At 70.8% G+C, this 14176-nt stretch carries 11 protein-coding genes; 10 read left to right on the top strand and 1 reads right to left on the bottom strand.

Annotation, left to right across the window (positions count from 1 at the left end):
* Positions 1-5 precede the first annotated feature (5 nt).
* The 8 genes from rhaS to FB559_RS40425 all read left to right on the top strand — a co-directional run bounded on the left by rhaS (position 6) and on the right by FB559_RS40425 (position 10950).
* Positions 6-1076, top strand: coding sequence for a rhamnose ABC transporter substrate-binding protein (rhaS, locus tag FB559_RS40460; RefSeq protein ID WP_141962870.1), 1071 nt, complete (start codon positions 6-8; stop codon positions 1074-1076).
* Between the two features lie 64 nt (positions 1077-1140).
* Positions 1141-1458 carry an L-rhamnose mutarotase gene (locus FB559_RS40455; RefSeq protein ID WP_141962869.1) on the top strand — a complete coding sequence of 106 codons (318 nt, stop codon included), beginning with the start codon at positions 1141-1143 and terminating at the stop codon, positions 1456-1458.
* A gap of 23 nt (positions 1459-1481) precedes the next feature.
* Positions 1482-2642: an L-rhamnose isomerase gene (gene rhaI / locus FB559_RS40450; RefSeq protein WP_141962868.1), complete on the top strand. Its 1161-nt coding sequence runs from the start codon at positions 1482-1484 to the stop codon at positions 2640-2642.
* Positions 2642-4681 (top strand): bifunctional aldolase/short-chain dehydrogenase, encoded by a 2040-nt coding sequence (locus tag FB559_RS40445; protein WP_141962867.1) that lies wholly within the window; start codon positions 2642-2644, stop codon positions 4679-4681. Before rhaI ends, FB559_RS40445 begins: the two co-directional genes overlap by 1 nt.
* An 81-nt stretch (positions 4682-4762) precedes the next feature.
* On the top strand, positions 4763-7945 hold the full coding sequence (locus FB559_RS40440; protein WP_141962866.1) for a family 78 glycoside hydrolase catalytic domain: 3183 nt from the start codon (positions 4763-4765) through the stop codon (positions 7943-7945).
* A gap of 69 nt (positions 7946-8014) precedes the next feature.
* Entirely contained in the window at positions 8015-9421 is a 1407-nt protein-coding gene (locus FB559_RS40435) for an L-fucose/L-arabinose isomerase family protein (protein ID WP_141962865.1), read from the top strand.
* Between the two features lie 50 nt (positions 9422-9471).
* The gene (locus FB559_RS40430) at positions 9472-10350 is read left to right on the top strand and encodes a class I SAM-dependent methyltransferase (RefSeq protein ID WP_141962864.1); all 879 of its coding nucleotides are present in this window, start codon (positions 9472-9474) and stop codon (positions 10348-10350) included.
* A complete protein-coding gene (locus FB559_RS40425; RefSeq protein ID WP_141962863.1) occupies positions 10351-10950 on the top strand; it encodes a TetR/AcrR family transcriptional regulator in 600 nt (199 codons plus the stop codon).
* Between the two features lie 12 nt (positions 10951-10962).
* Here FB559_RS40425 and FB559_RS40420 read toward each other — a convergent pair whose 3' ends face one another.
* Positions 10963-12984: an MFS transporter gene (locus FB559_RS40420; protein ID WP_141962862.1), complete on the bottom strand. Its 2022-nt coding sequence runs from the start codon at positions 12982-12984 to the stop codon at positions 10963-10965.
* Positions 12985-13216: 232 nt separating this feature from the next.
* On the opposite strand from FB559_RS40420, the gene FB559_RS40415 reads away from it, so the two are divergent.
* Complete coding sequence (locus FB559_RS40415; protein WP_141962861.1) at positions 13217-13801, top strand: NADPH-dependent FMN reductase; 585 nt, start codon at positions 13217-13219, stop codon at positions 13799-13801.
* Positions 13802-13811: 10 nt separating this feature from the next.
* A complete protein-coding gene (locus FB559_RS40410; RefSeq protein ID WP_141962860.1) occupies positions 13812-14138 on the top strand; it encodes a winged helix-turn-helix transcriptional regulator in 327 nt (108 codons plus the stop codon).
* Positions 14139-14176: the final 38 nt, after the last annotated feature.

The following is a 14176-nucleotide window of genomic DNA, read 5'->3' as shown; positions in this document are numbered from 1 at the left end:
TTGAAATGCTCAAACGTCCAATGGCGGCCGTGGCACTCGTGGCCGCACTGGCCGTCGGTGCCGCCGCATGCGGTGGTACCACCAAGAAGTCATCGTCCGGCGACAACGGAGCAGCCGCGACGAGCGGTGCGAAGGCGAACCCGAACGCGCCGATCAAGAAGGGCCTCAAGGTCGCGTTCCTGCCGAAGCAGGTCAACAACCCGTACGAGACGATCGTCGACAAGGCCGGCATCGCCGGCGCCAAGGAGTACGGCGGCACGGCCAAGGAGGTCGGCCCGTCCGACGCCTCCGCCTCGTCCCAGATCTCCTACCTGAACACGCTGATCCAGCAGCAGCAGGACGCGATCCTCATCGCGGCCAACGACCCCAACGCGGTGTGCGGCCCGCTCAAGCAGGCCATGTCCCGCAAGATCGCCGTCGTCACGTACGACTCCGACGCCGCCAAGGAGTGCCGCGACGTCTTCATCAACCAGGCGAGCTCTGAGGAGATCGGGCGCAGCGAGATCAAGGTGATCTCGGACCTGATCGGCGGCAAGGGCAAGATCGCGATCCTGTCCGCGACCGCCAACGCCACCAACCAGAACACCTGGATCGGCTTCATGAAGGACGAGCTGAAGAAGCCGGAGTACGCCGGCATCCAGCTCGTCAAGGTCGCCTACGGCGACGACGACGACCAGAAGTCCTTCCAGCAGACACAGGGTCTGCTCCAGGCGTATCCGGACCTGAAGGGCATCATCGCCCCGACCACGGTCGGCATCGCCGCCGCGGCGCGGTACGTCTCCGCCTCCAAGTACAAGGGCAAGGTCCAGGTCTCCGGACTGGGCACGCCGAACCAGATGCGCAAGTTCGTCAAGGACGGCACCGTGAGCAAGTTCGAGCTTTGGAACCCGGGTGACCTCGGCTACCTCGCCTCGTACGCCGCGGCGGCCCTCGCCTCCGGGCAGATCACCGGGGCCCAGGGCGAGAAGTTCAAGGCCGGCCGGCTCGGAGAGCGGACCATCGGCGCGGACGGCGAGGTCATCCTCGGCCCGCCGACCGTCTTCGACAAGAACAACATCGACAACTTCCACTTCTGAGCGAGGCGGGGCGGGGCCGCACGGGCGCGGCTCCGCCATCGTCCGCACCGACAAGGAGCCCCCCGTGCAGCGCGTCTGCTTCCTGCTGAAGGTCCGCACCGACCGGCTGGAGGAGTACCGCCGGCGTCATGAGGCCGTCTGGGCGGACATGCGGGCGGCGCTGCGCGAGACGGGCTGGCACAACTACTCCCTCTTCCTGCGCGACGACGGCCTGCTCGTCGGCTACCTGGAGACCGATGACTTCCAGGCGGCACAGGCGGCCATGGAGCGCACCGAGGTGAACGCCCGCTGGCAGGCGGAAATGGCGCCCTTCTTCGAGGACCTCGAGGGTCGACCCGATGAGGGCATGGTGCCGCTCGCCGAAATTTTCCACCTGGCATGAGCTCGCAAGAATCGGGGATTCTCGTGACCGACACAAAGGCCGTGAAGGCGGCACTGCGCACACAGCACATCGAGACGCCGTCATGGGCGTACGGCAACTCGGGCACCCGCTTCAAGGTGTTCGCCCAGCAGGGCGTGCCGCGCACGCCTGAGGAGAAGATCGACGACGCGGCCCAGGTGCACCGGTTCACCGGCGTCGCGCCGACCGTGGCGCTGCACATCCCCTGGGACCGGGTCGATGACTACGCGGCCCTGGCCGCGCACGCCCGCGACCGCGGCGTCGGTCTCGGGGCGATCAACTCGAACGTGTTCCAGGACGACGACTACATGCTCGGCAGCGTCACCAACCCCGACCCCGCCATCCGCAAGAAGGCGCTGCGCCACCTGCTGGACTGCGTCGACATCATGGACGCGACCGGCTCACGCGACCTGAAGCTGTGGTTCTCCGACGGCACCAACTACCCGGGCCAGGACGACATCCGGGCCCGTCAGGACCGGCTCGCCGAGGCCCTGGCCGTCGTGTACGAGCGGCTGGGCGACGATCAGCGGTTCCTGCTGGAGTACAAGCTCTTCGAGCCGGCGTTCTACACCATGGACGTGCCGGACTGGGGCACCGCGTACGCGCACTGCATGCGCCTCGGCCCCAAGGCACAGGTCGTCGTGGACACCGGGCACCACGCGCCGGGCACCAACATCGAGTTCATCGTGGCCTCCCTGCTGCGGGAGAACAAGCTCGGCGCGTTCGACTTCAACTCGCGCTTCTACGCCGACGACGACCTGATGGTCGGCGCGGCCGACCCCTTCCAGCTGTTCCGCATCATGCACGAGGTCGTCCAGGGCGGCGGCTACGGCGAGCACGTGGCCTTCATGCTCGACCAGTGCCACAACATCGAGCCGAAGATCCACGGACAGATCCGCTCGGTGATGAACGTGCAGGAGGCCACGGCCAAGGCCCTGCTCGTCGACGTCGAGGCATTGCGCGCGGCCCAGAACTCCGGTGACGTGCTCGGCGCCAACGCGGTGCTGATGGACGCCTACAACACCGACGTACGCCCGCTGCTCGGCGAGCTGCGCGAGGAGATGGGCCTGGACCCGGACCCGGTCGCCGCCTACAAGCGATCCGGCTACTTCGAGCGGGTCAGCGACGAGCGCAAGGACGGCCAGGCCGCCGGGTGGGGCGCCTGATGAGCACGGTGGACGATCTCCTCAACCGGTCCCACACGCTGGGATCGGACCCCCGCAACACCAACTACGCGGGCGGCAACACCTCGGCCAAGGCCGTCGAGACCGACCCCGTCACGGCCTCACCTGTCGAGCTGATGTGGGTGAAGGGCTCCGGCGGTGACCTCGGCACGCTGAAGGCCGCCGGCCTGGCCGTGCTGCGCCTCGACCGGCTGCGCGCGCTCGTGGACGTGTACCCGGGCGTCGAGCGCGAGGACGAGATGGTCGCCGCGTTCGACTTCTGCCTGCACGGCAAAGGCGGCGCCGCACCCTCCATCGACACCGCGATGCACGGCCTGGTGGAGGCGGCGCACGTCGACCACCTGCACCCCGACTCCGGCATCGCCGTCGCGACCTCCGCGGACGGCGAGGAGCTGACCCGGCGCGTCTTCGGCGACCGGGTCGTGTGGGTGCCCTGGCGGCGGCCCGGTTTCCAGCTCGGCCTGGACATCGCCGCGGTCAGGAAGGCCAACCCGCAGGCCGTCGGCGTCATCCTCGGCGGCCACGGCATCACGGCCTGGGGCGACACCAGCGCCGAGTGCCAGGCGAACTCCCTGGAGATCATCCGTACCGCCGAGGCGTACATCGAGGCGAACGGCCGGCCCGAGCCGTTCGGCCCGGTGGTCCACGAACCGCTGCCGGAGGCCGAGCGGCACGCGCGGGCCGCCGCTCTGTTCCCCCTGGTCAGAGGCCTCGCCTCGACGGACAGGCCGCAGGTCGGCCACTACACCGACGCGCCCGAGGTGCTCGACTTCCTGTCCCGTGCCGAACACCCGCGGCTGGCCGCGCTCGGCACCTCCTGCCCGGACCACTTCCTGCGCACCAAGGTCCGGCCCCTCGTCCTCGACCTGCCGCCGGACACCCCCCTGGACGACGTACGGGCGCGGCTGCGTGAGCTGCACGAGGCGTACCGGCAGGACTACCGCGCCTACTACGAGCGGTACGCCGGACAGGACAGCCCGCCGATGCGCGGCGCGGACCCGGCCATCGTGCTCGTGCCCGGTGTCGGCATGTTCGCGTTCGGCAAGGACAAGCAGACCGCGCGTGTGGCCGCCGAGTTCTACCTCAACGCGATCAACGTGATGCGCGGCGCCGAGGCGCTCTCCTCCTACGCCCCCATCCCTGAGGCGGAGAAGTTCCGCATCGAGTACTGGGAGCTGGAGGAGGCCAAGCTCGCCCGCATGCCGAAGCCGAAGGCCCTCGCCACCCGTGTCGCGTTCGTGACCGGCGGCGGTTCGGGCATCGGCGCGGCCATCGCGCGGCGCCTGGCCGCCGAGGGCGCCTGCGTCGTCATCGCCGACCGGGACGTCGCCGCGGCCGAGAAGGTCGCCGCGGAGCTGGGCGCCGGAGCGTTCCGCGCCGCCGACGTCGCCGTCGCGGTCGCCGCCGACGTCACCGACGAGGCGCAGGTGGCCGCGGCGATCCGGCAGGCGGTGCTGGCCTTCGGCGGCGTCGACCTCGTGGTCAACAACGCCGGCCTGTCCCTGTCCCGGCCACTGCTGGAGACGTCGGCAGGCGACTGGGACCTGCAGCACGACGTGATGGCACGCGGGTCCTTCCTCGTCTCCCGTGAGACCGCGCGCGTCATGGTCGAACAGGCCATGGGCGGCGACATCGTCTACATCGCCTCGAAGAACTCCGTCTTCGCCGGGCCGGCCAACGTCGCGTACGGCGCGGCAAAGGCCGACCAGGCGCACCAGGTACGCCTGCTCGCCGCCGAACTGGGCGAGCACGGCATCCGCGTCAACGGCGTCAACCCGGACGGCGTCGTACGCGGATCGGGCATCTTCGCCGGAGGCTGGGGCGCCAAGCGCGCCGCCGTCTACGGCGTACCCGAGGAGAAACTGGGCGAGTTCTACGCCCAGCGCACCCTCCTGAAGCGTGAGGTGCTCCCCGAGCACGTCGCGAACGCCGTCTTCGCCCTCACCGGCGCGGACCTGACCCACACAACAGGCCTGCACATTCCCGTGGACGCGGGGGTGGCGGCCGCCTTCCTCCGCTGACCGTCGAGCGCCGGGCCGGCCTCCCTCCGCACCGGCCGGCCCCGCGCCCCGACGGCGGCCACCGCCAGAAGGGATCACCCGATGCGAGCGCCCCGCCCCGTCCTCTCCCTCGTCGTGTTAATGGCCCTCCTCATCACCTGCGGTCTCACCGCACGACCGGCGTCCGCCGCCGCGGCCTCGCGCCTGCGTGTGTTGGCGACGACGACCGCGCGTGCGTCCGACCCGCTCGGCACCGACGTGACCCGGCCCGGCCTCGGCTGGCGGCTCGCCTCGGCCGTACGCGGGCAGGCCCAGACCGCCTACCAGGTCCAGGTCGCCGCCACCCGTGCGCACCTGAACAGCGGCCGCGCCGACGTCTGGGACAGCGGCCGGGTCGCCGGTGCCCAGTCGGTCGACGTCCCGTACGGCGGCCCGGCGCCACGGTCGCAGACCCGGTACTACTGGCGCGTCCGCGTGTGGGACGGCCAGGCCAGGCCCTCGGCCTGGAGCAAGGCGTCCACCTTCGAGACCGGCCTGGCCGCGCAGGACTGGACGGCGTCGTGGATCGGCAGCCCCGCCACGACACCGAGCCTGTCCGGTGCCCACTGGATCTGGTACCCCGAGGGCGACCCCACCGCCGGTGAGCCCGTCTCGACCCGCTACTTCCGCCGTACCGTCGACCTGGGCGCCGGCGCGATCACCGGCGCGCAGTTCACGCTGACCGCCGACGACGGTTTCACGCTGTACGTCAACGGCAAGCGCGTCTCCGCGTCCCCGCAGGTCACCGACTCCTGGAAACAGGGGCAGCTCGCCGACGTGACGTCGGCACTGCGCCCCGGCACCAACACCATCGCGATCGAGGCGGTCAACACCACCGAGAGCCCGGCCGGGGTCATCGGCCGGCTCCAAGTCGAACGCTCCGGCGCCGCGCCGCTCGACCTCGTCACCGACGGCTCCTTCAAGGCCGCCCAGACCGCGCCGGACGGCTGGGAGCAGCCGGGCTTCGACGACTCCTCCTGGCCCGCCGCCAAGGACGCCGCCGCGTACGGCTCGGGTCCGTGGGCCGACCAGGTCGCCCAGCCGTCGCCGCCGGTGCCGTACCTGCGCCGCGGGTTCCAGGTGACCAAGCCGGTCGCCGCGGCCCGCCTGTACGTCTCCGCGCTGGGCCTGTACGAGGCGCACATCAACGGCGCCCGCGTCGGCGACGACGACTTCACCCCGGGCTGGACCGACTACAACAAGCGGGTCCAGTACCAGACCTATGACGTGACCTCGATGCTGCGGCAGGGCGGCAACGCGATCGGGGCGCTGCTCGCGCCCGGCTGGTACGCCGGGAACATCGGCTTCGCCGGCACCCACGTGTACGGGCAGCAGCCGTGGTTCCTCGGGCAGCTCCGCGTCGACTACACCGACGGCACGTCCCAGACCGTCGGCACCGACGGCACGTGGAAGACCGCGGCCAGCCCGCTCACCTCCTCCGACATCTACCAGGGCGAGACCTACGACGCGCGTAACGAACGGGCCGGCTGGGACGCTCCCGGCTACGACGACGGCGGCTGGACCACGGCCAAGCTCGGCACCGCGACGCCCAACCTCGTGGCGCAGGCCGGCCCGCCGGTACGCGTCGACACCGTCCTGCACGCCGTGAAGATGACCCAGCCCAAGCCGGGCACCTACATCTTCGATCTCGGCCAGAACATGGTCGGCTGGAACCGGCTGCACGTGTCCGGCCCGGCCGGCACCACCGTGACCCTGCGCAACGGCGAGGTGCTCAATCCGGACGGCACCCTCTACACCGCCAACCTGCGTGGCGCCGTCGACACCGACCGCTACACGCTGAAGGGCGGCGGCACCGAGACGTACGAACCGCGGTTCACCTACCGCGGCTACCGGTACGTCGAGGTCACCGGCTATCCGGGCACGCCGTCCCTCGCGTCCGTCGACGGTGTCGTCGCGCACGCGGACGCGCCGCCGAACGGCACGCTCACCACCTCCGACCCGCTGGTCAACCAGATCCAGCACAACATCGTGTGGGGGCAGAAGGGCAACTTCTTCAGCGTTCCCACCGACTGCCCGCAACGCGACGAACGGCTCGGCTGGACGGGCGACATCGGGGCGTTCGCGCCGACCTCGACGTTCAACATGGACGCCGACGCGTTCCTGGCCAAGTTCACCACCGACCTGGCCGACGCCCAGACGGCCGACGGGGCGTTCACCGACGTCGCCCCGGCCGTCTCCGCGGGCTCGGGCACGGCCGGCTGGGGCGACGCGGGCGTGATCATCCCGTTCACGCTGTGGCAGCGGTACGGCGACCTCCAGGTCGTACGGGACCGCTATCCGGCGATGCGCAAGTGGATCGACTACCTCAAGGCGCACAGCACCGGCCTGATCCGTCCCGCGCAGGGCTACGGCGACTGGCTCAACGTCGGCGACGACACCCCGCTCGACCTCATCGGCACGGCCTACTTCGCCCACTCGGTCGACCTGGTCGCGCAGATGGCGGACGGCATCGGCGACCACGACGCCGCGGCGACGTACCGCACGCTGTGGGGTCAGATCCGCGACGCGTTCGACGCGAAGTACGTGAAATCGGACGGAACGGTCGGCGGCGGCAGCCAGACGGCCTACGTGCTCGCGCTGTCGGACAACCTGCTGCCGGATGCCCAGGTCACGCCCGCCGCGAATAAGCTGGTGGCCAACATCGCCGCTCACGGCGGGCACCTCACCACCGGGTTCCTCGGCACCGGCGAGCTACTGCCGACGCTGACGAGGACCGGCCACAACGACGTCGCGTACCAGATCCTGGAGCAGACGACGTTCCCCTCGTGGGGCTATGAGATCGGCAAAGGCGCGACCACGATCTGGGAGCGCTGGGACGGCATCAGGACCGACGGCACGTTCAACGACCCGGGCATGAACTCCTTCAACCACTACGGGCTCGGCTCGGTCGGCGACTGGATGTACACCAACATCGCCGGCATCGCTCCCGCCTCGCCCGGCTACCAGCGCGTCGTCATCCAGCCGCGGCCCGGCGGGAAGGTGCGCTGGGCGTCGGCGAGCTACCAGACCGACTACGGCCGCGTCAGCAGCCGCTGGTCCACGACCGGCGGGAGGTTCACGCTCGACGTGGACGTGCCGGTCAACAGCACCGCCGAGGTACGGGTGCCGGACCGCAGCGGAGGCAGCGTGGCCCAGGACGGCGCGCGGTTCGTGCACCTGCGCGACGGCGCCGCCGTGTTCACCATCGGCTCGGGGCACTGGCACTTCAGCGCCCCGGGCACCTAGACCGGCGGCGGGCCCGCGGAATCCGGCCGGGCGCGGGCCCGCCGTCACCGAACGAAACGGAGTGAGGACATGACCGATACCGGAGTACGCGTGGGGCTGGTCGCCGGTGGGCTCGGGGCCTACTGGCCGCAGTTCCCCGACCTGCTGCCGCAGCTCCGGCGCTCCGCCGAACGCGTGTCGGAACGGATGCGTGGGCTCGGCGCCGAGGTCGTCGACGCCGGGTTCGTCTCCGACGCGCAGGAGGCGGCCGTCGCGGCCGAGAAGCTGCGGGCGGCGGGCTGCGACATCATCGTCGGGTTCCTCACGACGTACATGACCGCGACGATGCTCGTGCCCATCGCGCAGCGCAGCGGCGCGCCGGTCCTGCTGATCAACCTGCAGCCGACCGAGACGATGGAGCACGAGACGTTCGACACCGGGCAGTGGCTGGCGTACTGCGGCGCCTGCCCGCTGCCCGAGATGGCCAACGCCTTCCTGCGCTGCGGCATCCCGTTCCGTTCCGTGTCGGGCTACCTGGAGGACGAGCGCGCCTGGGCGAAGATCGGCCGCTGGGTGCGCGCGGCCGGAGTGCGCGGGGCGTTGCGGCGGGGGCGGCACGGCCTCATGGGCCACCTGTATCCCGGGATGCTCGACGTCTCGACCGATCTGACCCTCGTGTCGGCCAACTTCGGTGGTCACATGGAGGTCGTGGAATTCGACGACCTGCGCGTACGCGTCGAGAAGGTCACCGACGCCGAGGCCGCGGCCAAGAAGAAGGAGGCCACGGACGTCTTCTCGCTGGACGAGTCGGTGAACGACGATGACTTCGACTGGGCGGCACGCGTCGCGGTCGGACTGGACCGCCTCGTCGAGGACTTCGGCCTGGACAGCCTCGCCTACTACCACCGCGGCCTGGACGGGGAGGTCCACGAACGGCTGGGCGCGGGCATGATCCTCGGCGGTTCTCTGCTGACCGCGCGCGGCGTCCCCGCCGTGGGGGAGTACGAGCTGCGCACCTCGCTGGCCATGCTGATCATGGACCGGCTGGGCGCGGGCGGGTCGTTCACCGAGTTCCAGGCGCTGGACTTCCAGCGCGGCCACGTCGAAATGGGCCACGACGGCCCGGCGCACCTGGCCATCAGCGACGGGCGGCCGCTGCTGCGCGGGCTCGGCGTCTACCACGGCAAGCGCGGGTACGGCGTCTCGGTCGAGTTCGACGTCAAGCACGGACCGGTCACCGCGTTCGGCCTGCGTCAGGACCGCGACGGCCGGTACGCGTTCGTGGCCTCGGAGGGCGAGGTCGTCGATGGGCCGCACCTGCGCATCGGCAACACCACCTCCCGCGTCGACTTCGGCATGGACCCGGGGGAGTGGACCGACCTGTGGAGCGCGACCGGCATCTCCCACCACTGGGCACTCGGCACCGGCCACCGCATCACCGACCTGCGCGCGCTCGCCGACCTGATGGAGGTCGACCTGATCGACGTACGCCCGTGACCGAGCACTGACACTTAAAAAATAAATGTTCGTTCACTATTATTCTCCGCATGCGGAACAGACCGAGCCGGACGGCGCGACATGTCGCGCTCTTCCGTGCGCTGGAGTCGGTGCGGCACGGCCGGCGCCTGTTCGACGATCCGTACGCCGCGGCGGCGCTGGGGCCCGGCTACCGGCTGGTGGTGGCGTTCGCGCGGCTGCCGGGCGTCGGCGGGCGGATCGAGCGCTTCATCGACCGGCGCTGGCCCGCGGGGCCGCGGGCGTCGGCGGTGGTGCGGACCCGGCTCATCGACGACCTGCTGGACGCCGCGCTGGCCGACGGCGTCCAGCAGGTGGTGCTGCTCGGCGCGGGCTATGACAGTCGCGCCTTCCGGCTCGCGGGCATGCGCTCGGCGGCCGTCTTCGAGGTCGACCACCCGGCGACCCAGGCGCTGAAACGCCGGCTGGTCGGCCGGGCCGTGCCCGCGGACCGGCGCGGCCACGTCCGTTTCGTGCCCGCCGACCTGAGCGACGCGGACCTGGCTCTCGTGCTGCGGCAGGCCGGGCTGCGCCGCGAGCGTACGGCGGTGGTCTGGGAGGGCGTGACGAACTACCTCGACGCGCGGTCCGTCGACGCCACGTTCGCCGCGCTCACCTCGGCGACGGCACCCGGAAGCCAGATCATCTTCACCTACATGGACCGGAGGGCGCTCGATGGCACCGGCGACTTCGACGGGTTGGCCGAATGGGCCGCCACGGTCCGTGCCGCCGGTGAACCTTTCACCTTCGGCTTCGTCCCGGACGAGCTCCCCGGCCACCTCGCGGAGCGGGGGATGAGGCTGACCGTCGACCGCTCGGCGCGGCAGGCCGCCGAGGAGTACCTCGGACCGCTCGGCCGGCACGAACCGGCCGCGCCCTTCTACCGGATCGCCCAGGCGGAGGTGGAGTAGGTGCCCAAGGTCAGCGACGAGCACCTGCGGGCACGGCGCCAGGAGATCCTCGACGGCGCCGCCCGGTGCTTCGCCCGTGCCGGGTTCCACCGCACGACCATCCAGGACATCGCCGCGGAGTCCGGCCTCAGCCCCGGTCTGGTCTACCGCTACTTCGCGGACAAGGAGGACATGGTCGCCGCGATCGCGGGCCAGTGGCAGGAGCGCCGGGCCGAGCAGCTGCTGCATACCGACGTACGCGCCCCCGGAGCGCTCGGCGACGTCGCGTCCGGCTACCTCGGCCTGCTGCGCTCGCTCGCCGAGCCCGCGGAGCGGGACCGGACGCGGCTGGGGGTGCAGATCTGGGCCGAGGCGCTGCGCTCGCCGCGGGTCCAGGCCGTGGCCCGCGAGGGGGTGGACGCACCCCGTGAGGTCCTCACCGGGCTGATCCGCGCCGCCCAGGAACGCGGCGACCTGCGTGCGGACCTGCCTCCCGACGGCCTCATCCGGGTGCTCATCGCGATCTACCAGGGGCTGGCTCTGCAGACCGCGTGGGACGCGGACCTCGACCACGACGCGTACGTACGGGCCGTCGAGGTCCTCATCGGCGAGCTCACCTGACGCGCAGGCCGCTCATGGCCGTCTGTCGGCGGCCTCCCGTACGAGCGCCCGGTCGCCGGCGTTGCCGAGGGAGTCCGCCGCGAGCCCGCGCAGCAGGCCGGCGAGCTCGGGGTGGTCCTCGGGGTGCCAGCCGTCGCACATCCGCTCGAGCGCCTCGCGCCGGGTCTCGACCAGCCGGTCGGCGACCGCGCGCCCCGTCTCGGTGATCCGCAGTGTGCCGTCCTCACGGTCGACGAGACCGGCGGAGACCAGGCGGTCGGTGTACGGGCGCCCCTCGTCGACGGTGACCTCGGCGCGTTCGGCGAGGTCGGTGCCCCTGACGGAGCCGTCCCTGGCGATCCGGCACAGCGCCCACATGCTGCCGGGCGGCAGGTCCACTCCGGCGAGCGTGCCGAGCCGCGCGTACATCTCCTCGGCGCGCGCGTCGCGGCGCATGAGCTGGGAGAGCGCGCGCTCGATCTCGTGGCGCGAGGAGCGTTCGGTCGGCGCGCCGCCGAGTCCCTCGCCGAGGTCGGAGGCCTGGGAGGTCATCCTCAGCGGGTTCTCCCGCAGGAACCACGTGAGCACGAACGCCAGGATCGCCACCGGCACCGCCCAGGCGAAGACGCTCTGGATCGACAGCGAGTAGGCGTGCAGGACCTTCGCCGCGACCTGAGGCGGGAAGGTGGCGACGACCTTAGGGTCACGCCGGATCGTGTCGGGGTCGAACCCGGCCGGCAGCCGCGCGCCGCGCAGGGCGTCCGCGGTGTTGGCGGCGAGCCGGTTGGCGAAGATCGACCCGAACACGGCCACCCCGAACGACCCGCCGATCGACCGGAAGAACGACACTCCCGACGTGGCCGCGCCGAGGTCCTCGTAGTCGACCGCGTTCTGTACGGCGATGATGAGCACCTGCAGGACCAGGCCGAGACCGAAGCCGAGCACGCAGAAGTAGCAGCTCATCACGAGTGTCGAGGTGTGCTCCGACATCTGGGACAGCAGGAACAGCCCGGTCGCGGTCACGGCGGTGCCGAGGATCGGAAAGACCCGGTAGTGGCCGGTACGGGAGATGAGCTGGCCGGACAGGATCGAGGTCACCAGCAGCCCGGCCATCATCGGCAGGAGGTGGACCCCCGACAGAGTCGGGGAGATGCCGTGCACCACCTGCAGGAAGATCGGCAGGAAGGTGAGGGCGCCGAACATGGCGAAGCCGACGACGAAGCCGATCGCCGACCCCAGGGAGAAGACCGGCTTGCGGAACAGGTGCAGCGGCAGCACCGGCTCGGCGGCACGCCGCTCGACGAGGCCCCACGCGACGGCGAGGACCACGGCCGCGGTGCCCAGCCCGATGATCTGCCAGGAGCCCCAGGGGTACTGGCTGCCGGCCCAGGTGGTCATGAGCACCAGGCACACGGCCGCGCCGGCGAGCAGGGCCGTGCCCAGATAGTCGATCGTGTGGTGCCGCCGCTCGCCTCCGCCGCGCAGGACCGCCGTGATCACGACCAGCGCGAGGACGCCGATCGGCAGGTTGACGTAGAAGACCCAGCGCCAGCTCAGGTGGTCGACGAACAGGCCGCCCAGCAGCGGTCCGACGACGCTGGCCACGCCGAACACCGCCCCGAACACGCCCTGGTAGCGACCGCGCTCGCGAGGAGGCACCACATCGCCGACGATCGCCTGCGCGAGCACCATGAGACCACCGCCGCCGACGCCCTGCATCGCGCGGAAGCCGATCAGCGAGCCCATGCTCCAGGCGATCCCGCACAGCACCGACCCGGCCAGGAACACGACGATCGCGCTGATGAACAGTGGCTTGCGGCCGTACTGGTCGCCGAGTTTGCCCCACAGCGGGGTGGAGGCCGTCGTCGCGAGCAGGTACGCGGTGACCACCCAGGACAGGTGGCTGAAGCCGCCGAGGTCGCTGACGATCGTCGGCAGCGCGGTGGAGACGATCGTCTGGTCGAGGGCCGCCAGCAGCATGGCGAGCATCAGCGCGCCCAGTACCACCCAGCGGCCGCGCATCTCGTCCCGCTGCGGCGTCGCCTCGACGGACATATCGCTCCTTTTGCTACGAATCGGTAACCCGCCCAGGGTAAGCGTCGTGGGCGGCGACCAGGGCGGCGACACCCCGGGGTGGCGCCGTGTGGGCGACCCCGTGGCGCCTCCGCTCCGGTCATGAACTAAGATCTCCTTAGTGACTCAGGAAACCTGGGTTCGCCGTGAGGCGGACCCGCTGGGCTCGGCCCGCTCGCGGAGCCGCCGAGCCGACAGAGCGAGGAGACGTAGCGTGGCCAAGTTGGGGATCATCATCGCGAGCACCCGTCCCGGGCGGCTCGGACTGCCGATCGGGCAGTGGACCGACACCCAGGCGCGGGAGCACGCCGGCTTCGACGAGATCGAGCTGACCGACCTCGCCGAGCTGAACCTGCCGTTCATGGATGAGCCCAACCATCCGCGGCTCGGCCAGTACACGCATCAGCACACGCTCGACTGGAGCGCGAAGATCCGCGGAACGGACGCGTTCGTCTTCGTCATGCCGGAGTACAACTACGGCTACACCGCGCCGCTCAAGAACGCCATCGACTACCTGCACAACGAGTGGAAGTACAAGCCGGTCGGCCTGGTCAGCTACGGCGGCATCGGTGGCGGCCTGCGCGCCGCCCAGATGCTCAAGCAGGTTCTCACCACGCTCCGGATGACCCCCGTCTTCGAGGCGGTCGCCATCCCCTTCGTCCACCAGTACATCGACGAGGAGGAGAATTTCGTCCCGAACGACTTGATGATCACCTCCGCGAAGGCGATGTTCGAGGAACTGGCACGAGTCGAGGCGGCCCTCCGCCCGCTGCGCACGGACGAGGGCGGAGCGAACTGAGAGGCAGGTCATGCCCGAGATCCACCCGGTTTGCACGCGGTTTCACGCCGCGATCGAGCTGATCGGTGCGCGCTGGACCGGGGCGATCCTCCGTGTCCTGTTCACCGACCAGCACCGCTACGCCCAGATCAAGGCGGCCATCCCCGGTGTGAGCGACACCATGCTGGCGGAGCGGCTGCGGACTCTCGAGGCCGACGGGCTCGTCGAGCGCCGGGTGCTCCCCACCTCGCCGGTCCAGGTCGAGTACCGCCTCACGACGAAGGGGCTCGACCTGGAGCCGGTCCTGGACGCGGTGCTCTCCTGGTCGCACAAGTGGATCCCCCTCGAAGACCACTAGCATGCCGTGATCATGCTGCCTGGATCGCCCGCCAGCGG

This window comes from Actinoallomurus bryophytorum (genome assembly GCF_006716425.1).
GTDB lineage: Bacteria > Actinomycetota > Actinomycetes > Streptosporangiales > Streptosporangiaceae > Actinoallomurus > Actinoallomurus bryophytorum.
Note: the sequence above shows the minus strand (reverse complement) of the source record. Positions and strands in the feature narration are given on the sequence as shown.

Bases quoted from the DNA above. Each gene is read 5' to 3' on its own strand.
- FB559_RS40410 (WP_141962860.1), top strand. From the start codon at position 13,812: ATGCCCGAGATCCACCCGGTTTGCACGCGGTTTCACGCCGCGATCGAG.
- FB559_RS40435 (WP_141962865.1), top strand. From the start codon at position 8,015: ATGACCGATACCGGAGTACGCGTGGGGCTGGTCGCCGGTGGGCTCGGG.
- FB559_RS40440 (WP_141962866.1), top strand. From the start codon at position 4,763: ATGCGAGCGCCCCGCCCCGTCCTCTCCCTCGTCGTGTTAATGGCCCTC.
- FB559_RS40430 (WP_141962864.1), top strand. From the start codon at position 9,472: ATGCGGAACAGACCGAGCCGGACGGCGCGACATGTCGCGCTCTTCCGT.
- rhaS (WP_141962870.1), top strand. From the start codon at position 6: ATGCTCAAACGTCCAATGGCGGCCGTGGCACTCGTGGCCGCACTGGCC.
- FB559_RS40420 (WP_141962862.1), bottom strand. From the start codon at position 12,984: ATGTCCGTCGAGGCGACGCCGCAGCGGGACGAGATGCGCGGCCGCTGG.
- FB559_RS40445 (WP_141962867.1), top strand. From the start codon at position 2,642: ATGAGCACGGTGGACGATCTCCTCAACCGGTCCCACACGCTGGGATCG.